Source organism: Photobacterium kasasachensis (assembly GCF_050336885.1).
Taxonomy (GTDB): Bacteria; Pseudomonadota; Gammaproteobacteria; order Enterobacterales; family Vibrionaceae; genus Photobacterium; species Photobacterium kasasachensis.
Genome location: NZ_JAKJSH010000014.1, coordinates 1 through 26,140 on the forward strand (window position 1 = coordinate 1; position 26,140 = coordinate 26,140).

25 protein-coding genes are annotated in these 26,140 nt (G+C 45.0%); 14 read left to right on the forward strand and 11 right to left on the reverse strand.

Features of this window, described 5'->3' with window-relative positions; all coding sequences use genetic code 11:
• Nucleotides 1–1,122: transglycosylase SLT domain-containing protein (locus tag L4D19_RS19115; protein ID WP_428453807.1), on the forward strand; the 1,122-nt coding region annotated here is incomplete at its 5' end.
• Here L4D19_RS19115 and L4D19_RS19120 read toward each other — a convergent pair.
• From L4D19_RS19120 to L4D19_RS19130, 3 genes are all read right to left on the reverse strand, one after another.
• Nucleotides 1,106–1,492: a hypothetical protein gene (locus L4D19_RS19120; RefSeq protein WP_428453808.1), complete on the reverse strand. Its 387-nt coding sequence runs from the start codon at nucleotides 1,490–1,492 to the stop codon at nucleotides 1,106–1,108. The genes L4D19_RS19115 and L4D19_RS19120 overlap by 17 nt on opposite strands.
• 418 nt (nucleotides 1,493–1,910) lie before the next feature.
• Nucleotides 1,911–3,950, reverse strand: a complete 2,040-nt coding sequence (locus tag L4D19_RS19125) for a sensor histidine kinase (protein ID WP_428453809.1) — start codon at nucleotides 3,948–3,950, stop codon at nucleotides 1,911–1,913.
• 16 nt (nucleotides 3,951–3,966) lie between these two features.
• A complete protein-coding gene (locus L4D19_RS19130) occupies nucleotides 3,967–5,475 on the reverse strand; it encodes a sigma-54-dependent transcriptional regulator (protein ID WP_428453810.1) in 1,509 nt (502 codons plus the stop codon).
• 277 nt (nucleotides 5,476–5,752) lie between these two features.
• On the opposite strand from L4D19_RS19130, the gene L4D19_RS19135 reads away from it, so the two are divergent.
• The 12 genes from L4D19_RS19135 (at nucleotide 5,753) to rsgA (ending at nucleotide 17,597) form a co-directional block, all read left to right on the forward strand.
• The gene (locus L4D19_RS19135) at nucleotides 5,753–6,565 is read left to right on the forward strand and encodes an ABC transporter substrate-binding protein (RefSeq protein WP_428453811.1); all 813 of its coding nucleotides are present in this window, start codon (nucleotides 5,753–5,755) and stop codon (nucleotides 6,563–6,565) included.
• The gene (locus L4D19_RS19140) at nucleotides 6,566–7,267 is read left to right on the forward strand and encodes an ABC transporter permease (protein WP_428453812.1); all 702 of its coding nucleotides are present in this window, start codon (nucleotides 6,566–6,568) and stop codon (nucleotides 7,265–7,267) included.
• A 15-nt stretch (nucleotides 7,268–7,282) separates the two neighbouring features.
• Nucleotides 7,283–7,987, forward strand: a complete 705-nt coding sequence (locus tag L4D19_RS19145) for an ATP-binding cassette domain-containing protein (RefSeq protein WP_428453813.1) — start codon at nucleotides 7,283–7,285, stop codon at nucleotides 7,985–7,987.
• Nucleotides 7,974–8,558 (forward strand): molybdenum cofactor guanylyltransferase MobA, encoded by a 585-nt coding sequence (gene mobA / locus L4D19_RS19150; RefSeq protein ID WP_428453966.1) that lies wholly within the window; start codon nucleotides 7,974–7,976, stop codon nucleotides 8,556–8,558. The genes L4D19_RS19145 and mobA overlap by 14 nt, the downstream gene beginning before the upstream one ends.
• Nucleotides 8,555–10,324 (forward strand): bifunctional molybdopterin-guanine dinucleotide biosynthesis adaptor protein MobB/molybdopterin molybdotransferase MoeA, encoded by a 1,770-nt coding sequence (locus L4D19_RS19155; RefSeq protein WP_428453814.1) that lies wholly within the window; start codon nucleotides 8,555–8,557, stop codon nucleotides 10,322–10,324. Before mobA ends, L4D19_RS19155 begins: the two co-directional genes overlap by 4 nt.
• A gap of 375 nt (nucleotides 10,325–10,699) precedes the next feature.
• Nucleotides 10,700–11,146 carry an NUDIX domain-containing protein gene (locus tag L4D19_RS19160; protein ID WP_428453815.1) on the forward strand — a complete coding sequence of 149 codons (447 nt, stop codon included), beginning with the start codon at nucleotides 10,700–10,702 and terminating at the stop codon, nucleotides 11,144–11,146.
• A 236-nt stretch (nucleotides 11,147–11,382) separates the two neighbouring features.
• Complete coding sequence (locus L4D19_RS19165) at nucleotides 11,383–12,102, forward strand: DUF3581 domain-containing protein (protein WP_428453816.1); 720 nt, start codon at nucleotides 11,383–11,385, stop codon at nucleotides 12,100–12,102.
• 163 nt (nucleotides 12,103–12,265) lie between these two features.
• Entirely contained in the window at nucleotides 12,266–12,814 is a 549-nt protein-coding gene (locus L4D19_RS19170) for a hypothetical protein (protein WP_428453817.1), read from the forward strand.
• Nucleotides 12,815–13,010: 196 nt separating this feature from the next.
• Nucleotides 13,011–13,892, forward strand: a complete 882-nt coding sequence (locus tag L4D19_RS19175; RefSeq protein WP_428453818.1) for a LysR family transcriptional regulator — start codon at nucleotides 13,011–13,013, stop codon at nucleotides 13,890–13,892.
• A gap of 372 nt (nucleotides 13,893–14,264) precedes the next feature.
• Nucleotides 14,265–15,269, forward strand: a complete 1,005-nt coding sequence (gene dgcN / locus L4D19_RS19180) for an N-acetyltransferase DgcN (RefSeq protein WP_428453819.1) — start codon at nucleotides 14,265–14,267, stop codon at nucleotides 15,267–15,269.
• A gap of 14 nt (nucleotides 15,270–15,283) precedes the next feature.
• The gene (dgcA, locus tag L4D19_RS19185; protein ID WP_428453820.1) at nucleotides 15,284–16,258 is read left to right on the forward strand and encodes an N-acetyl-D-Glu racemase DgcA; all 975 of its coding nucleotides are present in this window, start codon (nucleotides 15,284–15,286) and stop codon (nucleotides 16,256–16,258) included.
• 298 nt (nucleotides 16,259–16,556) lie between these two features.
• Nucleotides 16,557–17,597 carry a ribosome small subunit-dependent GTPase A gene (gene rsgA / locus L4D19_RS19190; protein WP_428453821.1) on the forward strand — a complete coding sequence of 347 codons (1,041 nt, stop codon included), beginning with the start codon at nucleotides 16,557–16,559 and terminating at the stop codon, nucleotides 17,595–17,597.
• Nucleotides 17,598–17,707: 110 nt separating this feature from the next.
• Here rsgA and L4D19_RS19195 read toward each other — a convergent pair whose 3' ends face one another.
• Nucleotides 17,708–19,267: a BCCT family transporter gene (locus L4D19_RS19195; protein WP_428453822.1), complete on the reverse strand. Its 1,560-nt coding sequence runs from the start codon at nucleotides 19,265–19,267 to the stop codon at nucleotides 17,708–17,710.
• Between the two features lie 383 nt (nucleotides 19,268–19,650).
• Between L4D19_RS19195 and L4D19_RS19200 the strand changes: the two genes are divergently transcribed.
• Entirely contained in the window at nucleotides 19,651–20,370 is a 720-nt protein-coding gene (locus tag L4D19_RS19200; protein WP_428453823.1) for a phosphatase PAP2 family protein, read from the forward strand.
• A gap of 346 nt (nucleotides 20,371–20,716) precedes the next feature.
• Here L4D19_RS19200 and L4D19_RS19205 read toward each other — a convergent pair whose 3' ends face one another.
• The 7 genes from L4D19_RS19205 to L4D19_RS19235 form a co-directional block, all read right to left on the reverse strand.
• Entirely contained in the window at nucleotides 20,717–21,382 is a 666-nt protein-coding gene (locus L4D19_RS19205) for a curlin repeat-containing protein (protein ID WP_428453824.1), read from the reverse strand.
• Between the two features lie 600 nt (nucleotides 21,383–21,982).
• Nucleotides 21,983–22,648, reverse strand: a complete 666-nt coding sequence (locus L4D19_RS19210) for a hypothetical protein (protein WP_428453825.1) — start codon at nucleotides 22,646–22,648, stop codon at nucleotides 21,983–21,985.
• 18 nt (nucleotides 22,649–22,666) lie between these two features.
• Entirely contained in the window at nucleotides 22,667–23,281 is a 615-nt protein-coding gene (locus L4D19_RS19215) for a hypothetical protein (protein WP_428453826.1), read from the reverse strand.
• Between the two features lie 397 nt (nucleotides 23,282–23,678).
• On the reverse strand, nucleotides 23,679–24,515 hold the full coding sequence (locus L4D19_RS19220) for a CsgG/HfaB family protein (protein WP_428453827.1): 837 nt from the start codon (nucleotides 24,513–24,515) through the stop codon (nucleotides 23,679–23,681).
• Between the two features lie 11 nt (nucleotides 24,516–24,526).
• Entirely contained in the window at nucleotides 24,527–24,928 is a 402-nt protein-coding gene (locus tag L4D19_RS19225; protein ID WP_160658289.1) for a curli assembly protein CsgF, read from the reverse strand.
• An 11-nt stretch (nucleotides 24,929–24,939) separates the two neighbouring features.
• Entirely contained in the window at nucleotides 24,940–25,395 is a 456-nt protein-coding gene (locus L4D19_RS19230; RefSeq protein WP_428453828.1) for a curli production assembly/transport protein CsgE, read from the reverse strand.
• Nucleotides 25,392–26,054, reverse strand: a complete 663-nt coding sequence (locus L4D19_RS19235; RefSeq protein WP_428453829.1) for a LuxR C-terminal-related transcriptional regulator — start codon at nucleotides 26,052–26,054, stop codon at nucleotides 25,392–25,394. The genes L4D19_RS19230 and L4D19_RS19235 overlap by 4 nt, the downstream gene beginning before the upstream one ends.
• Nucleotides 26,055–26,140 lie beyond the last annotated feature (86 nt).

The following is a 26,140-nucleotide window of genomic DNA, read 5'->3' on the forward strand; positions in this document are numbered from 1 at the left end:
TCATTGCCTAAGCCAGAAAACACAAATCATCTGTTTCCCGACTTGTTCAATCACCACTGTGAAATAGACAACAATCAGGTAAATGACATCCTGGCAGATGCCAGCTTGTCTGCCCCAGAGAGCGAAAAGCATGTCGTTGAAACACCAACGCCAATAAACCCTGATCTGTGGGATATACTGGGTGGTGCTTTTGATATTCCTGTGCCTGATGATAAGCGGGTTGAATACTATAAAAATTGGTACTTATCCAACCCACACCATATCGACACAGTAACCAAACGCGCTAAACCCTTCTTGTTCTACATCTACCAGCAGGTCGAACAGCGCGGTATGCCGTACGAGCTTGTGCTGCTCCCCTTTATTGAAAGCTCATTTGATCAATTTGCGCACTCGCACCGCGGTGCGGCAGGCTTGTGGCAAATCACTGTCCCGACAGGCAAAACCTTTGGCCTTGAATATCTTAAAGGGTATGACGGGCGTCGGGATGTGATTACCTCTACCGTTGCGGCCCTGGATCTTCTTGACTACCTCTACGATAAATTCGATGGCAACTGGCTTCATGCAATGGCTGCATACAATACCGGTGAAGGGCGCGTCAGAAGAGCTATCAAGAAAAACGCATCCCTTGGCAAGCCCACTGACTTCTGGCATTTAAAACTGCCGAAAGAAACCCGCCTGTACGTCCCCAAGCTTCTTGCGATGTCTGATCTCGTCAAAAACAGATCACACCATGACTTAAAGCTTGCACGTATCGAACCAACGGAAGTACTTACCGAAATCACAATTAGCAATAGAGTAAAACTTGATCTTATTGCTGGCCAGGCTGGACTGACAAGCCAAACCTTGTACCAATTAAACCCTGGCTACATCAGCGGCTATACCTACCCAGGAAGAGAAAACAAATTATTAATCCCAAGCAGCAACAAAAATCAGTTTTATAGCAACAGAAAAAGCTTTAATCGTTCACGTGAAGAATTCACCATTTATCACATTCAGCCTGGTGACTCCCTCAGTGAACTTGCCTTGCTAAATAACACCACGGTTGCTCGGATAATGAATGCCAACGATATGTCAGCATCAATGATAATTGCAGGTCAACAACTGCTTATTCCGCAGCCTTAACCGGTACCTCTGCACTCGATACGTCAGCAAGATGAGCACTGTCCTCTGCTGGCGTATATTCAAGGCGAACAGAGGCGTTCCACACTTCCTGAATAGCTTCATACTTTGCCTGCACCATAGGTTGTACCTGTTGCTCCAGGACAGTTAACGTCTGCAAATCCAACTCGTTATGAGACAAAGACAAACCGACAAGGATACCGGCCAGTAAACAAACAGGCGCAATTAAGCTTCGTATAGCGGTTAAACAACATATAGACAATACTGATACAATAGTTGCCAGGTAGATATTTCCCGTGAACTCACTATAAAAAGCGATATATATAGCCACACCTTGAAGAAACACACCGAACAACAAAAAAGTTAATTTCATAACAGCCACCACTTAACACTTTTAATCAATTATAGGTCTAAATAGTGGCCCGGCTAAGATTCAGGCGTTTATTTTGAACCCATCAAACTATTAACGCTGTTGTTGTTTTTTAGCTCCAAGCATATGAAATATGTTCTATACTTAGTTTTACGACGAACATACCGGAGTCTTTTCTATCATTAGAGGGAATTATATGCAGCATACAGAAATGATCGTTCCAACCAATATGGGCATTATTAGTCGAACAGTACTTACCGCAATCGTATTTATGGTTTTCGGGCTTTTCATGATGTAATTAAATACATTGAGGCTTGTTGAGATGAAATCTCTTATACTTCGATCTCACCCCAAATAAAAAGGCATGTTTACCACATGCCTTTTTATATTTCTTGAAATTATAGCGCAAGAACAGTGAAATCTATTCTTCTATCTTGGCTAATTGCAAGCCGCTATTATCAACCGCTTTGTCCGGTAAATAAACAGAAAAGGTCGATCCTTTACCCGGCGTTGACTGCACGCAGATATCACCACCAATCTCACTGATAATACCCTGACTGACAGAAAGCCCCAGACCTGTGCCGCTGCGGCGTGTCGTAAAGAACGGGTTGAAGATTCTCTCCAGATTCTCTTTGCTGATCCCGCAACCATGATCAGTAATATGAACAACAGCACCGACGGTCTTCCCCTGCTCGTCAATCCAGTCTTCTGTTCCGACTTTGAGCAAGCCTTGATCGCCCATCGCATGGACACCGTTCATCTGCAGATTAACCAGAACCTGCAACAGTTGATGGCGATTAACCTCGACACAACACTTTGCCTCCAGGTTGGTTTCTATATGAATTGCATGCTTTTTCGTTCCCGAACGAACCAATGTCAGGCTCTCTTCAACAATTGGATTAAGGTGCTGCCAGGTAACTTCGTCCTGTACCCCTCCTTGCCGGCTGTATTGCAACAGGCTTCGGGTGATATTTCGTATCCGGTCAATCTGCTCATGAATGGCTCCCAGCTCTTCCTTCACCCGTTCGGTATCGTCTCCCAGTTCAAACTGAAGCAACTCCACATTACCGAGTATCACTGCTGTCGGGTTATTGATCTCGTGTGCGATACCGGCAGTCAGCTCGCCCAGCGCCGCCAATTTTTCGCTGGTTACCAGCTTGCTGCGGGCCTGGTTTAGCAACTTAATGTGCTGCTCTAGTTCTTCGGTTTTTTCATGCAGGCTCTTGGTACGTGCCTTAACTTTGTCTTCCAGCTCGATTGAGGCCTGCTTTATCACTTCGTTACGCTGGTGAAGCTGATCCAGCATACTGTCAAACTGTTTGCCCAGTATTTCCAACTCATGATCGGGCGTTAGATCCAGTGAGCCTATCCGGCGATCAAGCCCCAGTTGTACAGCTTTCACGACCTGGTGAATTTTCTCTATCGGCCGAAACAAATCACGTGCTCCGCGATAAACCACAAGACCGGATATCAGCAGAACAAGTACAATGCCCACCCCAAGCTCAACAATGTTTGTCAGGTAAATGCGAATAAGTGGCCATTCTAGATAGCCAGTGTAGAGCATGCCAATTCTACGGCCATCATGATCGCGGAGCGGCTCATAGGCCGACACATACCAGTCATCATAAACATAAGCCCGATCAACCCATGTCAGGCCGCTAGCCAATACCGCCTGTCTCACCTCGTCCGAGACTCGTGTCCCTATTGCACGTCCGTTAAGCTGCTCGCTGTCTAGTGGTACGTTGGTGCTTACCCGGATATCGTCCATAAATAGCGTAACGGTTCCGATGCTACCTTCGGGTAACGTGTCTGAGGCGTAAACCAGATCCCGGATTCGATCGACCAGCGAAGTACTGTTATTGAGCAGCATACCGCCATCGACAATCCACTGCAGGTTGTTTTGTTCGTTGAAAACGGGGATCAGGCTTCGGCTTACCAGCCCCTTCGATTCAATCTCACCTTCGCTAAGCAATGGGATTTGAGCCCTAGCCGGCAGGTTGGGGTGCAAATCTTCAAGCGCCATCTCATCGAGCTGCTGGAAAAAAGTCTGCTCTTCACCATTCATCAACAAGCGACGGTTTGCCTTGGAAAACTCCCCCAGAGCCGATGCTGGGTGAACGACGACAAAATCAAGATCGTAGCGACCCGCCTGTTGTCTTACCCACTCACTGAGTTTGGCCTCATCATTTCTCAGCAAATACTGAAAATCGTAAGACTCGGATAATGCCGTCAAGCGCATACGCTGCTCTTTTTGCAGCAACTCCATGCTGTGGTGGGCAACCGCCAAATCTGCACGTGCATTTTTAAGCGCATTCTGCCAAGTATACATCACGGTCCAGTACATAGTCAGCGCAATAAGTGCCAACAAGGTAATGATGATCGGCACTGATGTCAGCATCAGCAGCCGGTAGCGCACCATGGTTCGAAAACGGCGAACCCACATCGCTAAATATTGTTTCATAGCTGTCACTGCCTATTTATGCGCTTTCGTCTGCCCAGTCTTTGTATTTTCGCTCAAGCGTTTTCCGCGCAACACCAAGCTGTCTGGCAGCGGCAGACTTATTGCCTTCATGGGAGTCTACGACCTGCATGATATGCGCTTTCTCTACTTCTTTTAGCGTCCAGTCCGTCGGGTAACAGAATGAATCTCCATCTATCTCTGCACAAGAGCACGATGGCTGATTGCCTGCTGGCACAGCTACAGAATCAAGGGAGGAGAAGGTTTCTTCCGCATTGGTAGTTCCAACCTGTATATCGGATGCAACAGGCTGCTCTCCTACCGTGGTAGCAGAAGTGATAACAACATCGCCGGCAAGCTCGCGCCAGTACTCAGCAGGTGGTTTACCCAGCAGCAGGCAACGCTCCATCATATTGCGCAACTCACGAATATTGCCCGGCCAGTCATAAGCCTGCATTGACTGGATATCTTCATGAGTCCAGCTAACCGGCTTTACGCCTAAATCTTTCGCCAGTTGCTGAGTAAAATGATGAGACAAAGCCGGTATATCTTCGACGCGATCCCTTAGAGCCGGCAATTCGATGGTTAGCACATTCAAGCGATAGTAGAGATCGCGGCGGAAACGCCCCTCTTCAACTTCCTGCTTCAGGTTGCGGTTGGTAGCTGCCACAATCCGCACATCGACCTGAACTTCGCGCTCGGCACCGACCGGGCGAATGGCTTTCTGCTCAAGCGCTCGCAATAGCGATGACTGCATTGAAAGCGGCATTTCACCTATTTCATCAAGGAACAAAGTACCGTTGTTTGCAACGCGAAACAGTCCTTCGCGTCCTTTCTTGGCACCGGTAAAAGCACCTGAAACATGGCCAAACAATTCACTTTCCAGCAAGTCAGGGGCAATGGCGCCACAGTTCAAAGGAACAAAAGGTCCGCTGCGCTTGCTCAGCTGGTGCAGCGCTCGCGCAACGAGTTCTTTACCCGTACCCGATTCCCCTTCTACCAGTACCGCGGCCTGCGAGGGAGCGACCTGAGCAATCATCTTTTTCATCATCAGGGTACGTTGCGCATCACCAATAATATCAACCGGATACGTTCTATCGATATCGCGCTGCAAGGCAAAATTCTGTCTTTCGACCAACCGCCTCTCGATACAGCGACTGACCGACTGCATCATTTGATCAAGGTTAAACGGCTTGAGAATGAAATCAGACGCGCCGGCACGTAGTGCCTGAATAGCTGTATCCAAGTCTGCGTAGCCCGTCATGAAGATCACATCGCTACGGCGTGTCGAGGGGTCAAAGGCTTCATGCCACTCAATTCCTGAGCGTCCCGGCAGATTAATGTCCACAATTAACAGATCGAAGTGACATCGCTTGCGAAGCTCTTCCGCTTCCTCGATACTGCCAGCGGTATCAACCTGGGCAAATTTCTTACTCAGGGCTTTTTTGAGGATCGCTCGCATTCCCGGCTCGTCATCTACGACAAGCACCGACACAGCAGACCAAGAAGAAGCAGCGGATTCAGACATAAGTTGTTATTTACCAATAAACAAGGGATGCGACATTTTGTCCCACCTCGTTAACCAATGTCAAAACAGTTTATGATGATAATGAATATAATTGCATTTTTGATCAAAATACTTGTTTAAAATCATTCGCTTGCAGCATTGGTTCGCGTTAATCTCAATGCGTTGGAAAAATTGGCACCTGATTTGCTTTAGCCTCGGCAGTCACGAAAGATTTGTCTGCCTTACAGGCAACAGCTATTTGCGTATTCACTTAATTGACATTAAGTCAGGAAGACCTATGAAATTTATAAAAACGACTCTTGTTATCCTTTCCCTTGCCTCTGCAAGTGCAGCCCAAGCCACAGAAGATATGACCATTCGCCTGGCCACGACGACCAGTACCTATCACTCTGGCCTACTAGACTACCTGCTCCCTGAATTCAAAAAAGATACCGGCTACAGTGTTGAAGTTCTGGCTGCCGGCACCGGTAAGTCACTGCGTATGGGACAAAATGGCGATGTTGATCTTGTTATGACCCACGCCCCGAAAGCCGAAGCGAATTTCGTTGAGAAGGGCTACGGTGTACTACCTCGCAAACTGATGCACAACGACTTTGTGGTTGTCGGGCCTCAGGCCGACCCGGCAAAAATTGCTGGCGACAATAACGTTGCTGATGCATTGACTAAAATTGCTTCTTACAACGCAACCTTTGTTTCTCGCGGCGATGACTCTGGTACCCACAAAAAAGAACTTAACCTGTGGGCACAAACAAAAATGGAACCTAACTTCGGCGGCTACAAGGCTGTTGGTCAAGGCATGGGTCCTACATTGAACATGGCATCTGAACTACAGGCCTATACCATGACAGACCGTGGAACCTGGCTAGCGTACCAAAACAAACTTGACCTTAAGATTGTGGTTGAAGGTGACAAGCGCCTGTTTAACCCGTATCAGGTTATTCTGGTTAACCCAAGCCGCTACCCTGATATTAACTACCAGGGTGCGAAATCATTCAGTGACTGGCTGGTTAACCAGAAAGCACAAAAAATGATCAACAACTATAAGCGACATGGCGAACAGCTGTTTGTCGCGGATGCTATCACACAATAAATGGATATTTGGCAAACCACCCAACAAGCCGTTCAGCTACTGCTGAGCGGCGATACCGCCCTCTGGGGCATTGTTGGTGTCTCTTTCTCTGTTTCTCTGCTGGCTATAAGCATTGTGCTTTTGCCAGCATTACTTATTGGCTTCGCCCTTGCCTACGGCAAGTTCCCCGGGCGCTGGCTGATACTGTCCATATTTAACACCTTTCAGTCAATTCCGACTGTTGTTATCGGACTGCTGCTGTACATGCTCTTGTCTCGATCCGGCCCCTTGGGTGACTGGAAGATGCTGTTTACCCAGCAGGCAATGATATTGGGTCAAATCCTGATTTGCTTTCCGATCCTTGTCTCAATGATGCACGCAGCCTTTCAAAACAGTGACCGCCGTGCCTGGGAAACGTCACTCACGCTCGGCGCAAGTATCCCAAGGGCGCTCATTAGCCTGATGTGGGAGAGCCGCTTTCCGCTTATGGCCGCAGTTATTGCAGCCTTCAGCCGCATTATTACCGAGGTAGGCTGTTCTATGATGGTCGGTGGCAATATTTTGAATTCAACCCGGAATATTCCCACGGCGATTGCACTGGAGAGCTCGAAAGGTGCCTTTGCTCAAGGTGTTGCATTAGGAATGGTGCTGCTGTTGCTGGCACTCGTACTAAACTTTTTTCTATCTGTTGCGCGGGGCAAAGCCCATTTGCGTACCAATTAAGCTGAGGAGCAGATGATGTCTCAAATCTCAATTCAGGCTCATGACCTCTCAATCCGCTTCAAGGAGCGCCTGCTATTTCATATCCCTCAGCTAAGCATCGGCCCGCAAGAAGCCATTTACCTGACCGGCGATAACGGCGTCGGAAAAACCACCTTGTTAAAGGTGCTGTCCGGCCTGCAGAAACCGACCACGGGCAAGGTGAATTTACAACAAGCCTCACTGTTGACAAGACTGTTCAAAGGAAAAAGCCAGGGTGGCGTTATTTATATGCACCAAACTCCTTACATGTTTGATGGCACTGTGTTCGATAACGTATGTTACGGCCTGAAATTTACGATAAATAACCGCCAGATGCGACGAACAGAAGCCATTAATGCCCTTCGTATGGTAGGGTTAGAAACCTTGGCCGACGAACATATTTCGGTCCTTTCAGGCGGTGAGCGCCAACGCGTGGCTATGGCACGGGCTTGGGTACTAAAACCGGGTGTATTACTAATGGATGAATCAAGTGCCAGCCTGGATCAAGAGTCGGTAGAGCGTCAGGTTGTTCTTGCTGAAGACTTACTTGATCGCGGTACCAGCCTTGTGATCACCAGCCACCAGAAAAATGCCCTGACGGATTTATGTCGTCGCCAGTGGACCATCTCCAATACAAAATTAATAGAACGAGCAGACTTGCAGCTCGTCGATGAGGATAGCAATGAGTATGCCTACGCCTGAAAATACAAGCTGGGTGATCCTGGCTGGTGGACAAGCCAGCCGTATGGGGGGAAATGACAAGGGACTGGTAGAACTTGCCGGCCGCGCAATGATCGAACATGTCATCGACACACTCCAACCACAAACCTCCGCAATAACCATTAACGCCAACCGCAACCAAGTGCGTTATAACACTTACGGAACCGTGTTTGGCGACCATATCCAGGATTACCCTGGCCCGCTGGGAGGTATGCATGCCGCCCTTCATCATCTCAGTGATGAGTGGATTGGTTTTGTCCCTTGTGACTGCCCTCGATTACCGGCAGATCTCGTTTCTCGCATGAGTGCAGCATGCCAAAGCGACACCGATATTGCTGTGGCACATGACGGCGAACACATTCAACCCGTTGTAACACTATTAAACCGGCGTATTCTGCCAAAACTGGAACGTTTTCTTGAAAACGGCGATCGCAAGATCATCCTGCTGTATAAACAATGCAATATGATCACCGTTGACTTTAGCGATCAGCCGAATGCCTTCGTTAACCTGAATACACCACAAGAATTACAACAATTTGGACAGGAACTATGAGTCAGATTTATGCATCCCTGCCCTTGCTGGGCTTTGCAGCGTGGAGCGGCACCGGTAAGACGACACTGCTTGAAGCCATGTTGCCTAAACTTGTCGAGCGAGGCATACGTGTTGCCGTGATCAAGCATGCTCACCACAACTTCGATATAGACCAGGAAGGCAAAGACAGCTATCGCCTGCGCAAAGCAGGAGCCAGCCAAATGCTGATCTCATCTCGCTACCGTCGTGCGCTGGTAACAGAAACACCGGAAGAAGAAGCTACACTGCCTCACCTTATTTCCCAGCTTGATCAGACCCAGCTTGACCTTATTCTGGTCGAAGGCTTTAAGAAGCTCGATTTCCCAAAAATTGAACTGCACCGTGAAGAGATTGACAAACCTTGGTTGCATCCACAAGACAGCAACATTATTGCAGTTGCATCTGATACCAAACCATCAACAGAACTGCCGCAACTCGATATTAATAACCTCGACCTATTGACTGACTTTGTCGTTAACTTTGCCACCCAGGCGAAAAACGAAAGCTTCAGCTGCTTTGATATTGACCCGTCCGGAATGATCTCTGTCGATGAAGGCCGCTCACGTATCTTGGAACAAATCGTCCCATCCAAGCGTGAAATCACGGTTCCGCTATCACAGGCTCTGGGACAAATTGTCTCAAACGACATTCTGTCACCGGTCAATGTGCCTCAACATACTAACTCGGCAATGGATGGCTATGCCATTCGCGGCGATGATCTTGAACGCGACAACTACACGGTTGTCGCCGAAGTGCTGGCAGGTCATAGCTATAACCAACCACTAGAAGCTGGACAGGCTGTTCGTATCATGACGGGAGCACCAGTCCCGGCCAACGCCGATACCGTCATTATGCGAGAACTGGCTGAGCAAGAAGGTGGCACTGTCACCTTTGACACAACTAAAGCCGCTATTAAACAGGGCCAGAATGTTCGCCAGGCTGGAGAAGACCTTGCTATTGGCCAAACAGCTGTAGCAGCAGGATCTCAAATTACGGCTCCTGAACTGGGTATGATTGCTTCTCTGGGTATCGATTCAATTAAGATAAATTCCACAGTGAAAGTCGCCATTTTCTCGACCGGTGATGAAGTGCAACATCCAGGCGAGGAGCAAAAGGCCAACTGCATCTATGACTCAAATCGCTATACCCTACTCTCTATGCTGACCAAAGCAGGTTGTGAAGTGATCGACCTTGGCATTATTGAAGACAGTGAAGAAGCACTGGAATCTACTCTGCTCAAAGCCAGTCAGCAAGCTGATCTTATCCTGTCTTCAGGTGGGGTTTCTGTCGGTGATGCCGATTACATCAAAACCGTACTGGATAAACTTGGCCAAATAAACTTCTGGCGGATCAACATGCGCCCGGGGCGTCCATTGGCATTTGGTCAAATTCAGCAAACCCCTTTCTTCGGTCTGCCAGGCAATCCGGTAGCCGTTATGGTGACCTTCCTGCAGTTTGTCGAGCCGGCAATTCGCAAGCTACAAGGTATGGATAACTGGCAGCCACAGGTATTCAATGCCATAGCAACAGAAAAACTTCGCTCAAGACCCGGCCGTACAGAGTACAGCCGAGGCATATACAGCCTTGACGCCAACGGGCGGCTGTCAGTGAAAACGACTGGAAAGCAAGGTTCAGGCATCCTTCGCTCGATGAGCGAAGCTAACTGTTTGATTGAAATAGTGCCGGAACAGCCAAGTGTTGAAGTGGGTGAAGTTGTTCGGGTTATCCCTCTGGAAGGGCGTATTTAACCCGGTAAACTTCTACATGTTGAAACTCTAAGTTTATTATTATAGCTGCAATTTATTAGCACTCAGAAAACGGCGAATTCACCGTTTACTGAGTGCTTTTTTGTTTGCAGCTTCCGTGCTACTTTATTTTCCTGAGCTTCTACACGTCTAGAAGATGGTTTTGAATACACTTTGTGTATATATTTTTTTACGCTCAGATAAAGTAACCTAGCCTGAAAATTCTATTTTATTTGACAAATGCAAATTATTCTTTTGCTTTGCCATTTATTAAGCGCTGAGGATATTACATAATTATGCTGCCCGTTGCATCAAAAATATCATTTTTTTATCAATCATTTATGAGAGCAATGATCAGACACCGTAAAAGGACACATTATGGGACCCCGAATATCAGTCCGTGCAGTATTCTATAATCACGGTCACATTTTACTCTGCAAGCATCATGATGAACGCGGATTCTGGTATATCACCCCAGGTGGTGGTGTCGAACATGGTGAAACACTGGAAGATGCTTTTCATCGTGAACTAATGGAAGAAATAGGTCTGAAAGCAATCATGGGAGATGTGTTGTGCATCCGAGATCTCATCTCTGATCGCGCTCCTACCCCTTATCTGCCAGAACATTTTCATCAAATAGAAATCTTCGTTGAGGGAAAAGCCCCCAACTTTATTGATACTGCCAGCAAACTAGATCCTGCTCAGATTGGTTATGAATGGGTACCGCTTGAGCAGCTCGATAGCATTTTATTCTTTCCGACGGAATTAGTAGAGGTGTTCAAAAACAGAGAATTCTCTACCATCTACCAAGGCCACAAACTCTAACCTCATTCCTTTGAAGTATATGCACATCGTACAAAACCAACCGTGCAGATACCCTGATTTGTTCGTAGAACCACCGCAAAGAGGCCAAAGTGTATTAATATTCAACAATTTAGCCCTATAAGTTTTCTATCAAACAGTCAAGCTTTACCTCGCATTCACTGGCTAGACCATCTATTGTGAAGTTCTCATGTAGAATACACGACAGTTTGATTAACTAAGGTATTCATAAGTTAGGCATGTTTTTAGAATCGTATTACTCTGAACAGAACGGTGAATTTTCTTTCACACGTGAACAAGCCAGTCATTTTGCCAAAAAAGTAGCTGGTGACTTCAATCCTATCCATGATGAAGATAACAAGCGTTTTTGTGTTCCGGGTGACCTACTTTTCTCTGTTGTTCTCTCCAAAGTAGGCTTGAGCCAGAAAATGCGTTTCGAGTTCGCGGGTATGATCAATGATGGTATCGCCATCAGCGTTGATCAGAAGTCGAACGATGACCTTTCTATGATTGATTGCAGCGGTAAAGAGTATCTCCACATTATCCGTGAAGGTGATACCACGCTTAACCAGGACTTGATTGAACAAGTCACCAAGAGCTATGTCCAGTTCTCTGGTATGAATTTTCCGCACATCATGGTACCGCTAATGGAATCCAAGCAAATCATGATTAACCCAACTCGCCCGTTGGTTATCTATGAAAGCATGGAACTCGATTTCGAACGTCTTGATATTTCATCGCCAACAGTTGAACTGACAGGTTCCGATATCGATGTCGACGGCAAACGCGGCAGCGTGACTTTGAAGTTCTGCTTCAAAGAAAACGGCGAAGTTGTCGGTACTGGCCGTAAGCGTATGGTCATGAGCGGACTGAAGCCTTACTGCCAAAACGATATCGATGACTTGGTTAACCGCTTCAACCAGCGAAAAGATGATTTCACTGCATTATTAGCTGCTTAATCATACAGCACCAAAGAATCTAAAAATGCCGGCCTTAAAGCCGGCATTTTATTTCGCTTTATATATCTAGCCCTCTGCCTCTCCTCCTATACTCTATGGTGTCTTTTACTGATATTGCATTGATACGAGTTGTATCAACCATAGAAGTAGTGGAGAAACCAACATGGTTAAGCGACTAATACCTAAGTTACTGTTTGTTGCTGTAGCTGGCTTTGCCGGGAGCATGAACAGTATTGCCGAAGATGATTTGCAGGAACTTGTTGCAAGAGCAAAATCAGCGGCTCCGGCCGAAATTAGTGGTAAGGCTACGGTAATCGTAGACGGTAAAGAAGTGGTTAAAGGCACCAATGGTTGGGTCTGTCTACCAAACACTTTTCCCGATGATGGAATGCCGATGTGCAACGATCCGGTATGGATGGAAATGCTGGATGCCATGGTGAACAAAAAAGATTTTAAGGCTGATCGAATTGGTATTTCTTACATGCTGCAGGGTGATTTAGGCGCAGGAGTCAGTAACTCTGACCCATATCATTCCGATCCTAAGAAAGCCGACGACTACGTTGAAATGGGCGCGCACTTGATGATCATCGTGCCTGAAGAAATGCTAAAAGGATTAACAGACGACCCAAGTAACGGTGGCCCATACATCATGTGGAAAGATACACCTTACCGTCATATCATGGTCCCAATCTCACCAAAGCCATTGAACTAAAAAACAATTTATAGCAATAATGATGTGAATTCCTGTGTATTTTCAGCTTGGTATTATTGATAAAGCCCGTGATAACTTTATAGTAATACCAAGCTAATCATATTGGCTTTATATGCCTCAGGCATTAAATCACCTTATGCCAACCTCCAGGGCAAAACATCATATTCAGTGAGTCATCAATTGACAGGGATCCATTTTGAACCTCAGGCAAATCGAAGTTTTTTACGCAGTGATGAAATCAGGAACGGTTTCAGGTGCGGCGAGACAACTTCATGTTTCTCAACCCAATATTACCCGAGTACTCTCGCATACCGAGCAACAGCTAGGATTTGCACTATTTCAACGTATAAAAGGCCGATTAATTCCAACCGATGAGGCACGAAAACTACTTCCTGAAGCAGAAAAAATATACCAGCAGCTCGGTAGCTTTCATTCACTAACCAACAAGATTAGGAAAGGCAGCCAGCACTTGAGGGTTGGTGCCCCGCCAATTTTAGCGACATCTCTGTTAGCATCAGTTGTCGCTGAGCTATGTAAAGACAGCGATATCTCCGTCGAACTGAGCACCGACAACAGAGCGGCATTGTGTACGGGTCTTCTCCAAAACCGACTAGATCTGGTTATCTGCTTTGGAAACGAGGTACCACCAGCTATTTCTGGCCAAGAGCTTTTCACCGAAGAAATGGTGCTACTCTACCCTCAAAACCATCCATATGTTCCTTTAATAAATGAAGGCAGCACTAGAGTAGACTGGCCACAACTAGTGACAGCGTCACAAAACATCATAGGACTTGATCCTCGTGATCCGCTTGGTGGCCTGTTAAGCCAATCCATTCAGCATTACGAACCTGATTACCACCATCAAATCACTGTCAGATCTTATAGTGCGGCTGCTCAATTGGTCGAGCATGGTGCAGGATTAGCCGTCGTTGACCCCTGGACGGCATCGGTCTTTGCCAACCAATTAGAGCAAAAGCCCCTTGAGCCCGCGTTAAGATTCTCTGTCTCTTTACTCTATGCCGACCACAGTCCAATCTCTGTGACGGGTAAAAAATTCATCTCTATGCTTAGTCACTAGTCCTTCGGTCAGCCGCATCCCCTCTATACTATGAATTAACAAGGTATACAGGTTGCCCCAACCCTGAAAAACATGCTGAGGATGCTAACAATGGCTGACTACTTTTTTCCTATCGTCTCAATGATTGCTTACGCACTTCTGATTTGGAAACTGCTCCAACCAAGACCACCAAGAAAATCAGATTCGAAGAAAAAATAGAGGCTATTCGTAGCTGCTTTTGCCAAACAGCCGCTTACCCACTGTTGATCTGCAATCAGGCTTTGCTGATTAGGTATAACTTGGATTTATACCCTGCAGACAAATAAGTATTCGGCTTCCGGCAGTTCACTCCTTACAGTAAGTGTCATTGTTTGCACCATACAAGGAAGAATCATGCAAATCCCACAGCCTTACTTACTCTTTCTCGGTGATGTCACCGATCCCCTTTCAGCCAAAACAGCCAAAGGAATACTACAGTGGCGTCCTAAGATGTGTACGGGTCAATTAAGACTTACGCAAGAAACGGTGTCGCTAGGCATCACCGACCTTTCTCTGGCTGAAGCCAGAGAACGTGGAGCCAAAACCTTGGTTATCGGGACGGCCAATGCTGGCGGTTTCATTCCCCAGTCGTGGCTGGCAACATTGCAAGAAGCCATTGAGCTTGGCTTCAACATTGCTTCGGGCATGCATCAACGACTCAGTGACTTCCCAGCCCTCTCCAATGCAGCCAATATTCATGGATGCCAGTTGTATGATGTTCGCCATTACGATCAGCCGCTAATTGTTGGTACTGGTAAACCGCGCCAGGGAAAGCGCCTGCTTACCGTAGGCACCGACTGCTCGGTGGGTAAAATGTACACCTCTCTTGCCCTTGAAAACGAGATGAACCGACAAGGACTAAAAGCACAATTCCGTTCAACCGGTCAGACCGGAATTTTAATATCCGGCACAGGCATTGCCGTCGATGCCGTAGTCGCTGATTTCATATCAGGAGCAGCCGAAGCGATCAGTCCTGATTTTACCGATCATGATTGGGATGTCATTGAAGGCCAAGGTTCTCTGCTTAACCCATCGTTTGCGGGCGTCAGCCTCGGGTTACTGCATGGTTCACAGCCCGATGCGCTTGTACTCTGCCATGAAATTGGGCGTGCTCATATTCGCCATTTACCGCATATGGGCGTTCCTACAATAGAGTCTACACTTGAAGCCAACTGCGTAGCCGCCAAACTAACGAACCCAAACGCTGAATTCGTCGGGATTTGCCTTAATACCTCAGCCATTGATGAATGTGATGCCCTTGCACTGTGTCGACAATGGGAGCGCCAGTACAAGCTGCCAGTGACCGATCCTGTTCGCTTTGGTGTTTCGACTATCGTTGACAAACTCCACTCGATTTAAAGCAAGGGATCGTAATGAACATTCATACCCAGCACGAGCAATTTCCCTTTGCTCGCCCTTTTACGATATCTCGTGGTACAAGAACACACCAGGATGTCGTCACAGTATCCATCGAGCATAATGGGCTTTCGGCTACTGCTGAATGTACGCCCTACCCGCGATACGGAGAGAGCATCGAGTCAGTAATAGAGCAGATCGAGTTACTCAATCATAAACTCTCAGATATTCAGCTAACCAGAGCTAACCTGCCCGATTACCTAACAGCAGGAGCGGCCAGAAATGCTGTCGACTGTGCCCTGTGGCGTCTTGAGCATCAAGCCGCCTTCCCGTATCAGATTTTTACCATCGAGCCCGAAATCATTACTGCGATGACAATCTCTCTTGATACACCGGAGGCAATGGGAAGGCAGGCGAAAGAACTATGCGAAGTACATGGTGCTAAATTACTTAAAGTAAAACTCGACCATAAGCGAATTATAGAGCGCGTTAATGCGGTTCGAGACAATGCACCTGATGTCAATATTATTCTCGATGCCAACGAAGCTTGGGGAGATCTTGGTCAAGATACTGATTTGGAGACTCTATTCGAACAGCTGACCCCGTTCAACATCACTATGATTGAACAGCCAGTGCCAAAAGGCATGGACAACAAACTACTGGGCATCAAACATCCTATCGACTTATGCGCCGATGAAAGCTGCCACACCAGTACAGATCTCGATGGCCTATTGGGCTGCTACGAGATGATTAACATCAAGCTCGACAAAACCGGAGGGCTGACAGAAGCGCTTATGCTGGAGGCCAAAGCACGCGCGCTGGGTTTTAAAATTATGGTGGGTTGCATGGTTGGCACTTCAATGGCGATGGAGGCTGCACTGCCCGTTGCCACACATGCAGACATTGTTGACCTCGATGGCCCGGTTCTCCTGAAACAAGACAGAGCCAACGGCCTGCACTACCAAGCAGGAATGTTGCATCTCGACCTCTGATACACAATTTGCACATTCCAGTTCGTGGAAGCATTGAATCAATGACAATATCTCTTCAGTACTTCCACTTTTTTATTAAGCTGCAGAACAAACGGTAGAACCAGGCGGGTAAGTCTGATAAATTCCAAGAGTCAATTAACCAATGGAGGAACTTTGATGATTGTTTTAAAAACTAACCGGGCGCAGCGAGACTAATAATTTAATCCCTCTCCCTCCTGCCCGGTCTTAAACCGGGGCCACAATGCCCCTGAAAATCGTCTTTCAGAATGGTGCGTAATGCATCAGGGGTCTATCTATCATGATCAAACCTATTTCTTTGCCTGAACTAGGCTGGAAACCTTTTTTTCAACAACAACTTTCGCTCGATGAATGGGAAACCTCCCATATAGCCAGAGTCATGGCACAACATCGCAGTCAACTAACAGTCATGACTGAGCAAGGCGAGCAGCACTTGAAGATTGCTCCCAGCATGCCAGCTATGACCGTTGGTGACTGGGTATTGCTATCTGATGATAGCCAATTTGTGCGAGCTTTGGATCGCAGTTCCGAATTCAGCAGGAAAGCGGCGGGCAGCAAAGTACAGTCGCAATTAATTGCAGCCAATATCGACACCGTTTTTATTGTCTGCTCGTTAAATAACGACTTTAACTTAAACAGAATCGAGCGCTACTTGGCACTGGTTAACGAAGCCGGTGTCGAGCCAGTTATCGTGCTCACAAAAGCTGATTGCTGTGAAGAACCTCAGCAGTACGTCCAGCAGGTTCAGAATATCGATCCAATGCTATTCGTCGAAGCCGTAAATGGCCTGGACCGTAGCAGCACAGCTGTACTTGAATCTTGGTGTCGCGCAGGAAAAACCGTTGCCTTTATGGGTTCTTCCGGGGCCGGTAAATCGACACTGATTAATGCCCTACAAGGTATTGAGGTGCAACAAACCGGCACTATTCGTGAAGATGACAGCAAAGGCCGCCATACGACAACATCGCGGTCATTGCACGTCATGCCGTCTGGCGGCTTGCTTCTTGATACACCTGGAATGCGGGAACTGCAGTTGGCTAGCTGTGAACAAGGGCTTGAGGTCACGTTTGCCGATATTGGCTTACTTGCCGAAGAGTGCCGGTTTTCAGACTGCCAGCATGATCAGGAACCAGGATGTGCAGTACGAGCCGCTATTGAATCAGGGAGACTTGAGGAACGTCGCTTGCGAAACTTTCATAAGCTAAACCGTGAGCAAGCCCGTAACGGAGCGACACTTGCGGAAAGACGGGCCAAAGATCGCAAATTCAATAAGTTTTGTCGTTCTGTCCTAGCCGAAAAGCAAAAACTAAAAGAAAGCTAACCAATTTGCGCTGACAAATGTCCAGACAGTGCAGAACTAGCTATCTATATAAACCACATGAAAAAGCACTCCCGAGGGAGTGCTTTTCTTAATACGGATGTTAGCTCAGCTTAAATCGTTGAACTTGCACATTCTGGCTGCCAAATTTGTGATTTTTCCTTCTCATGCACCTGCATTCTCATTACGGCAATGGGCCCCGTAATTAAGGTAACGGCAATCAACAGTGAAACAGGAACAGCGGTGATCACGATAAAAGACTGCAGTGCATTCAATCCGCCATCACCGGCTACTAACAACACCGCAGCCACGCACCCCATGACTATCGCCCAGAACAGACGCTGAGATTTACTTGGTTCGTTATCGCCCGAGACAACCATAGAGATTGAATAAGCCATCGAATCGCCTGTCGTGACAACAAAGGTAGTCGTCAATACCAAAAATGCAGGTACCAGCAAACTACTAAATGGCAACTGAGACAGAGAAGCGAGCAAAACGGCTGGAAGCCCGGCGTCATTCAGAGGTCCCGAGATGCTCCCCGGAGATTGAAGCTCGAAGAAAATTCCGGTTCCACCTAATACGGTAAACCAAAAGTTTGTCACGATTGGCGCACCGATGGCGACGGTCAGAATCAGCTCACGGATACTACGCCCCTCAGAAATACGCGCAATAAAAATCGCCATCATTGGCGCGAAGCCGATAAACCATCCCCAGAAGAACCATGTCCACCATGAATTCCATGCAGGAGCATCAGCGTTCAGGCTCATCTCCGGCATTTGTTCCACATACATCGCAAATGCCGAACCAAAGTGCTCAAAGATAAACTGAGTCGGACCAAATACCAGCATCACAAGCAGCAAGGCAAATGCACCAACAACATTCAGGCGACTTAACCATTGCAAACCTTTGTCCATGCCGGTAAAAGCGGAAACAGAATACACGGCAACCACAACGGCCAATATACCCAACTGGCTAGTTACGGTGTTCTCTATCCCCATCACAGATTCAAGGCTATAGCCCAACTGCGAAGCCAGAAAGCCGATTGGGCCAATAGTACCGGCCGCAACGGCAATAATCGAGCAGGCGTCAATCACAGAACCCAACCAATGGTTCTCTAACCGATCACCCATCAGCGGGTAAAGCAATGCCCGCGGGCGTAGTTTCACACCACCTTGGTGGTGAGCGTACATAAGAACAATTGTTGCAAGCGTGCCCAGTACTGCCCAGGCTAAAAAGCCCCAATGAAGAAAGCTCTGACTCAAAGCGGGGGTTACAGATTCTACAGAAGAACCCACCACACCATCAAAGCTCGGAGGGGGTGTAATAAAGTGATAAATAGGTTCTGCAGCAGACCAAAATACACCACCACCGGCAAGTAAAGTGCACATGATCATTGCCAACCAGCGGAAAGTTCCAATGGTCGGTTTCGCTTGCTTACCCATACGAATTTTTCCGTAACGGGTAACAGCAATAAGCACAGCCACTGCAAAATTGATAACCATCAACCATTGCCAGGCGTACCCAAAATGTGAAGTCACTGAGGAGAACATTGACTGAATCACACGGGTAACGAGTGACAGGTCGATGAGAGAAGAAAGCAGGAACAAACTGATGAACCCAATCGTTAGAGCTGGAACCAGTTTATCACCAACTTTATGTGTCGTGCTATGCATAATATACTCACGGTTACTGTGAGGGACGGCACATTATCAGCTTGCGGGCTATATAACCAGAAAAAAATGCTTTTTTTTATGAAAGAAAATTCAAAATAGCAGCCAATAGATACCTTTCAGTCCATAATGATGGCCTTTTACACTCCATTCTAGCCCGTTTCAGTGCATGGCTATTCATTAGAGTTCAAATGGTTTTATATCGTTTGAATACACAGCCCGGTATAGTATGGCAGTTCGCACCATTCCCTTCTTTCAACCAGCTACACCTACATAAAATAGTCCTCTTGACACTTTCTAACCATGGCTAAGTGGTAAAATGACATAAATTTCACTTTGTTAGCGTTACCCTCTGATACACTGCGAGTCCAAATTAATCATCCTTTATGACAATGCCAATCTATTCGTTTCTTCGTAACAAAATTCCTGGCTACATTGCCCTGCTCATTTTCGCCACCATGATGTCCGGCGTACTTATGTTCTTTTCATCTGTCGAGCTGACAGGTCCCGTATCCGATCTCACAGGTCAAACTTTCTCATTACTTACAGCATCAGCTGGGAGCCCCTATTTCCTCGTCACCGTCAGTGTTCTGTGCTTAGCTCCGATGATTTCGAAACTACCCCCAAAAGCAGTTGCCCGGCTTATTTTTCAGTTTGCCTTTCTGCTAGTACTCAGCTTTATTGCCAAAACAGCACTTAAGCAACTAACTGAAATACCAAGGCCCTATAGCTATCAATTGCAAAGCTTAGGTCTCGTGAATTCAGTTGATGAGTTCTATCAGTTAAGTGCGACTGAAAAAGCAAAAGCAGTTCAAATGGCTACGCCGAATGTCAGTGATTGGCGTACATCCCATTGGCAAGGAGAGACTAACTACTCACTACCTTCAGGGCATACTATTTTCGCCGCTGTCTGTGTCGTTTTTTGGGGGGGATTCTATTGGCGAAGGCGCCAGCTAGCAGCTGCAAGCCTTCTGATCCTGTGGGCAACAGGTGTCGGTATCAGCAGAATCTGGCTCGGGATGCATTGGCCAACAGACATACTCGCCTCTATCGCCTGCGCCGGACTGTTATACCTATTTATTCCAGAGTGGAAGAATACGTACTAACAAGCTGCGGTCAAAAGAAAAACGCTTCCTAGGAAGCGTTTTGAGTTTCTATGTCACAGTTTCTTTGAATCACTAACGGATCCGAATGGCCTGTTTCTAGCGTCACCGGGAACTGTGACTTACTGAGAGTTAAAGAACTCGAGCTATTACCCCTTCCACCTGAAACCATGACATTGTTAGTACTAGATACGATTCTTATATGAACAAAATCACTACTTTCATTTTTCAGAATCAATCTCACTCTATCCGTCTTCGATTCACAGGTAATACCTAGTGGTGGAAAAGTTGCTGCATTCACATGGAATGCAGCGATTAGAAAGGCCGTAGTTAGCGCTACTTTCATGTATTAATACTGACTTACATACACATGATTATAAGAAGAGCCACCTGCAATATATACATTCGAGTAATCGTTATTTGACTGTGTTACGTGAACTTTGTTGTAAGAAGTTCCACCGCCATAGTAATCATCAATTCTAACCTTAGATTTTGAGTAATCACCATACTGCTTGACTTTAACTTTGTTGTGATCTGCATTTTCACCTAAGATATCAACATCAGAATAATTCCAATTACCTTTTTGCTTCACTTTAACTTTGTTCCAGTCACCTGCTTTAACGCTAACTGTTGAATAGTTAAAAGCACCCTTCTGGTAGACATCTACATCATTATAATCCGCATAATAACCGATATTTACCTTAGAGTTATTACGATAACCTTTCTGACCTACAGTGACATAGTTATGATCCGAGTTACCGTAAATATAAACACCTGAACGGTTCTTTTTACCATACTGAGAAACATCTACATCGTTGTAATCAGAACCATAGCTAATCAAAACCTTTGAGCTATTTCCTTTATACTTACCAGGAGAGTGCTGATACACAGATACATGGTTACCGTCACTATTTTTCTTAATTTTAACGTCAGACTTATTGTCAGTATAATAACCTGTCGCTGCTGCAGAAGTTGAAACAAGTGCAGCTGAAACCAATAGAGCTAACTTTTTCATGATAATTCCTTTAATTGTGTTATCGTACAATACTATTTATGCATTTATTATTCAGGTGATAATCAACACCAAATATTACAAATACGAATTAAAACAATCATTGCAATAATTCAGTTATTATTATTGTAAGCAACCTATCCTTGGCTCTCTTCCTTGTTTGGATTTATGATAAATCAACTTATTATTAAACTTAGCGCAGTCTCTCAACGAGATAATTCTCTTGTGACAATACAAAACTCAATCGAATTGATTTGCTTGTTTGCCGATGTTCACATATTTAAGTTGTATTATTAGTATCGGACTTTCTAGACATTATTCCATAAACCTAATTATGAATATCCTCTCTCAAGTTTAATACTTTTATCAATATGGATAATCTGAGATCTAGTCATTGTGGTTGATAGCGTTCGTTACTCGTTAGTAAAAAAGTTTAACTGATTATAATCTATAAAAATCAACACCTTATAACACAAACCACTGGTGAGAGTTAACTCTTAACATCACAATCTATCCATTTGTTTAGTTTTACTTCTAATAAAAATTCGCTGCACTCAAAAGAATGCAGCGAAAACACATCAATAATTTACACGTTTACTTAGATTAGTATTGTGTTACATACACAGTGTTGTACGAAGAACCGTGTGTAATTTCTACATTCGAGTAGTCATTGTTTGTCTGAGTTACATGAACAGTGTTATAGCTTGTTGGGCCATAGTAACCGTCGCTGATTAACACCTTAGACTTACTGTAATCACCACCTTGACTTACAGAAACATAGTTGTAATCAGCATTTTCACCGAGAATGTCAACATCAGACATGTTGTAGTTACCATACTGATCTACGTGAACATTGTTCCAATCACCCTTGTTAATATACACATCGGAATAGTTAAAGTAACCATCCTGGTACACACCTACTGTATTATCATCAGCGTAGTTATGTATACCGACCTTGGAATCGTTATAGTAACCTGTTTGGCTTACATACACAGAATTATTATCTGAGTTGTAATTAATATCTATATCTGATTTATTCTTTTCACCATACTGGTTGACAGTAACGTAGTTGTGATCAGACCCATAATCAATCAAGACGTCAGAGGTATTACCGTCATAGCCGCCCGGAGAGTCCTGGTAAATTGTGACATGGTTGCCATCACTGTTGTTCTTAATTTTAACTGTCGACTTGTTATCACCATAATATCCCGTAGCTGCGGCAGATGTAGATACCAATGCAGCCGAAATTAATAGAGCTAGATTCTTCATGACAATTCCTTAATTGTGTTATCGAACAGTAATGCTTTTGTTCATCCCGTTGATGATCACATGCGTCTGACCACCAGTCTGGTTGATATCGGATTTAAAATACCTAACGTTACTTTTTTGGACGATTAACGCTTTATTGTCATTTCCATATTGCGCTATTTCGCCTCGGTTTTTGCTTCCCTTTTGTATTATTGCTGCTTTGTTGTTATTACCGTACTGAAGAATAACTCCAGTATTATCAAAACCATCTTCGAGTACTGCAGCATAGTTATCATCTCCGTTTTGGTCGATATATGCTTTATTACCGCTTCCTTTCTGAGCAATATACGCATCATTACGACTACCACTTTGCTTGATCTTAGCTGCGTTACCTAATCCACCATATTTATTTTGTTGAACAACAGTAGCTGTACTATTGTACGCACCACTTTGCTCAACACTTGATATGTTATCGTACTCTAACTGTAACTCTGATAGCTTACCTAATTCATTAAACGCTAGGTCACTTGAAAATACGTTAAAGCTAATACCTGATAGAAACAGTGGAATAATTAGTTTTTTGTAACTTTTCATTTTCACAGCCACACATTTAACTTGTACTATCAGTATCGAATTTCCTAAATATTGTTCCATCAACCTAATCATGAAACTCTTCTCTTACTGTTAATACTTTTATTGATAATGAAAAACCGCCTAACTAGTTAAATGCAATGAATAGAAAGCGATAAAACTAATCAAATAGTTTAAGTAATTTAAATAAAACGTATAAATTCAAAAAGATAAAATCAAAGCATCAAGATTAATACTAATGACCAAAACAACTTACAGGAGTGATTAATTAAATTAACAAAGAAGTAGTAAAAATATCGATAAAGTATAAGTTATTTATTATCAAGCACTTATACTTTAGTTGCGCAGTGATTTAATTCTCAGAACTGAGAACAGAGTATTGAGAATCGATGAGAATTCACTTTTTGAGCATTAAAAAGCCCTCTTGCAGAGGGCTTTGTTGTTATAGGAAGGGGTCAAACTAGATAATAGGTCTGGCACGAAGCATGTATTCCTGGATTATTGGATGTTGAAGATCCGCATCTCGCATAGGTTCCCATAGGCCAGCCTGGATACCATCAACAATCACGTGTACAACTGCCGCGTCTATTGCTGACATGACAGCAAGGTTCACAGGTTCATTAGTTGTATACCCCAGTTCTACTTCTAGCAGATCTTTATAATCGATAAACTTGAATACACCCGTTTGAAGCTCTTTAGAAAAGATAGTCTTACTGGTCGTTACGCTAAGCAGAATTCTTCCACTTCGAACATCAACAGCGCGTACATTAACGGTAACCTGGTCAGTGCGATACTGTCCTGAACCACCAATCCCCAAATATCGTGCCCCAGCTCCACCAGTTCGGACGTTACTGTCATAGGCCACAATTCCACCTTCTACCATAATATTCGCCGAAGCCAATGAGGGTAAATGAACACCATGGTTCGTTGGTATTTCATCCTTTTTCTGTGCAGCACGGATGATTTTCCTTTCGGTTAACAAGTTCTGCAACCCTTCGCGTTCCAGCGGTATAAACCATTTGGAGTCAAGCAGCGCTGTTGTTAACAATGCTGCTCCGCCCTGTGGAACTGCGGTAGAGAAGTTACTGTTTGGCTGTGGTTTATATTGGCCTGTTTGATCCCTAAAATCATATACAGAAACAAAGACTTTCCCTTTAGGTAGAGGTAGGGATACCAGATCCTGATATGCAACACCCCTCGCCATTAATGATGGTTCTTTGCTTATCTCCGGAGTCTCAAGTGACATAGAACAACCGGATAATAAGAGAAGCAAGCTCCCCCAAACTAGCGCTTTCATCTACCTTCTCCCTATAAATCCGGTACCAGACCACTCACCTGAATTGTCGATGATTCACCCGTCTCTTTATCTGTTATTTGAATAACCAAGCTACCATTGTTATCTACGATGTTTAGGACAAAGTCATTTGTAACAAGTTGCCCAGTATTTCCGTTACCAACATCAGACAAAAGCTGGCTTATCAGGCGTGATTCAAGGCTTGCCGCCAATCGCTCCAGATCAGACTGCTCATTAAGCAAGCCGTCATCAGGCGCTTTATGATCATTGATAGCATTGGCAACCCCCAACAAATGAGCACTGTTTAGTGGGTTCCCACCAAAACTGGGGTTTATTGGTGTATAAACCAACTCTGTCGCCGAAACCTTAGCAGATAAAGCTATCAGACAGACTAAGGCTATTTTGCTCCCTTTCATGATTAGTCCTCTTAAATTTCGTCATAATCAACATCAAAGGTATCTTTTAGATATCGCTCTATTCGCCACCGCACGACATAGGAACTGACCGTTTTTATTGCATCATCCACCTTCGCTTCTATTTGATCTCTTCCAGGCGATACAGCCGTTCGGTAGATAATAGTTTGTCGGTGAAAAACGGTGATAATACTGCCTGACAAGGCTGTCGGTCGTTCTTTTACCGTTAAGTTCTCTTCCAAATCCTCGAATTCATCATTCAACTTCTGAGAAAAAAGCGAGTAGAAATCTTCTCCGAGTCGAGTCATGGTTCGGTCAAGTACCACACCACTTATCTCTCTTAAATCATCAAGCGCGCCATTTTTCTGTTCCAGCGGAGGCCCATTCTCGAGAGGCTTCTCATCTTTAGCCTCCGCATTAAAAGACGGAAAAATACACGCAGCAAACAGTGTGATAATGACTAGTCTCATAATGGTAAATCATTGTAGTGATTGTTTTTTGCCCACATAAAAGCCTGCATCCTGTTCTTTACATTGATCTTTTTAAACACATTGTACAGATGCGTCTTTACTGTGTTCTCACTAACAAATAAGGTTTCGGCAATTTGTATATTGGATGCCCCCAACACTAACAACTGCATGATTTCCTTCTCTCTTGTCGTTAGGTTTGCTGTCGATTTGGCAACAATTGCATCTTTGTTACGGTACGAGGTAATCAATTCATTGGTCAGCTTTCGGCTTAGCCAGAGTTCGCCTTCAAGAACTTTTTTCATTCCTTTGGCGACAACACTCATTTCATCTCCAGCAAAAAAGACACCCACCATATTCGGCCATTTTGCTATCAAATTAGCAGCAACATTATTTGGGGAGTTAATTAACACTTCACTGCCACTTATTGACTTTTCTATAAGGAACTTGATATACAAGTCTAATGAGTCTTCATTGATGTGTGTATTATCAATGATTACTAGCACCGAGCTTTTTTCTGGTAATGTTAATCCAGACAAGCCTTCAATAGTCGTCATTTGAATAGGAATATCCAAAGATTTCTCTAGAAAATCTCTGAATAGTGAGGATTGTAAACTGGAATCACAGATAAAGATTAGATTATTATATTTATCGCAAGCCATCTTGATATTCCCTTACTATAAATATCTTATTACTAAGACTTTTTAAATCTAGAACATAGTGTTCAAACATCAAGACGACAAAAGAT

What these genes read in the sequence shown, in the direction of transcription:
- L4D19_RS19120 (WP_428453808.1), bottom strand. Translation starts at nt 1,492, where the DNA reads ATGAAATTAACTTTTTTGTTGTTCGGTGTGTTTCTTCAAGGTGTGGCT.
- L4D19_RS19125 (WP_428453809.1), bottom strand. Translation starts at nt 3,950, where the DNA reads ATGAAACAATATTTAGCGATGTGGGTTCGCCGTTTTCGAACCATGGTG.
- L4D19_RS19130 (WP_428453810.1), bottom strand. Translation starts at nt 5,475, where the DNA reads ATGTCTGAATCCGCTGCTTCTTCTTGGTCTGCTGTGTCGGTGCTTGTC.
- L4D19_RS19135 (WP_428453811.1), top strand. Translation starts at nt 5,753, where the DNA reads ATGAAATTTATAAAAACGACTCTTGTTATCCTTTCCCTTGCCTCTGCA.
- L4D19_RS19140 (WP_428453812.1), top strand. Translation starts at nt 6,566, where the DNA reads ATGGATATTTGGCAAACCACCCAACAAGCCGTTCAGCTACTGCTGAGC.
- L4D19_RS19145 (WP_428453813.1), top strand. Translation starts at nt 7,283, where the DNA reads ATGTCTCAAATCTCAATTCAGGCTCATGACCTCTCAATCCGCTTCAAG.
- mobA (WP_428453966.1), top strand. Translation starts at nt 7,974, where the DNA reads ATGCCTACGCCTGAAAATACAAGCTGGGTGATCCTGGCTGGTGGACAA.
- L4D19_RS19155 (WP_428453814.1), top strand. Translation starts at nt 8,555, where the DNA reads ATGAGTCAGATTTATGCATCCCTGCCCTTGCTGGGCTTTGCAGCGTGG.
- L4D19_RS19160 (WP_428453815.1), top strand. Translation starts at nt 10,700, where the DNA reads ATGGGACCCCGAATATCAGTCCGTGCAGTATTCTATAATCACGGTCAC.
- L4D19_RS19165 (WP_428453816.1), top strand. Translation starts at nt 11,383, where the DNA reads ATGTTTTTAGAATCGTATTACTCTGAACAGAACGGTGAATTTTCTTTC.
- L4D19_RS19170 (WP_428453817.1), top strand. Translation starts at nt 12,266, where the DNA reads ATGGTTAAGCGACTAATACCTAAGTTACTGTTTGTTGCTGTAGCTGGC.
- dgcN (WP_428453819.1), top strand. Translation starts at nt 14,265, where the DNA reads ATGCAAATCCCACAGCCTTACTTACTCTTTCTCGGTGATGTCACCGAT.
- dgcA (WP_428453820.1), top strand. Translation starts at nt 15,284, where the DNA reads ATGAACATTCATACCCAGCACGAGCAATTTCCCTTTGCTCGCCCTTTT.
- rsgA (WP_428453821.1), top strand. Translation starts at nt 16,557, where the DNA reads ATGATCAAACCTATTTCTTTGCCTGAACTAGGCTGGAAACCTTTTTTT.
- L4D19_RS19195 (WP_428453822.1), bottom strand. Translation starts at nt 19,267, where the DNA reads ATGCATAGCACGACACATAAAGTTGGTGATAAACTGGTTCCAGCTCTA.
- L4D19_RS19200 (WP_428453823.1), top strand. Translation starts at nt 19,651, where the DNA reads ATGACAATGCCAATCTATTCGTTTCTTCGTAACAAAATTCCTGGCTAC.
- L4D19_RS19205 (WP_428453824.1), bottom strand. Translation starts at nt 21,382, where the DNA reads ATGAAAAAGTTAGCTCTATTGGTTTCAGCTGCACTTGTTTCAACTTCT.
- L4D19_RS19210 (WP_428453825.1), bottom strand. Translation starts at nt 22,648, where the DNA reads ATGAAGAATCTAGCTCTATTAATTTCGGCTGCATTGGTATCTACATCT.
- L4D19_RS19215 (WP_428453826.1), bottom strand. Translation starts at nt 23,281, where the DNA reads ATGGAACAATATTTAGGAAATTCGATACTGATAGTACAAGTTAAATGT.
- L4D19_RS19220 (WP_428453827.1), bottom strand. Translation starts at nt 24,515, where the DNA reads ATGAAAGCGCTAGTTTGGGGGAGCTTGCTTCTCTTATTATCCGGTTGT.
- L4D19_RS19225 (WP_160658289.1), bottom strand. Translation starts at nt 24,928, where the DNA reads ATGAAAGGGAGCAAAATAGCCTTAGTCTGTCTGATAGCTTTATCTGCT.
- L4D19_RS19230 (WP_428453828.1), bottom strand. Translation starts at nt 25,395, where the DNA reads ATGAGACTAGTCATTATCACACTGTTTGCTGCGTGTATTTTTCCGTCT.
- L4D19_RS19235 (WP_428453829.1), bottom strand. Translation starts at nt 26,054, where the DNA reads ATGGCTTGCGATAAATATAATAATCTAATCTTTATCTGTGATTCCAGT.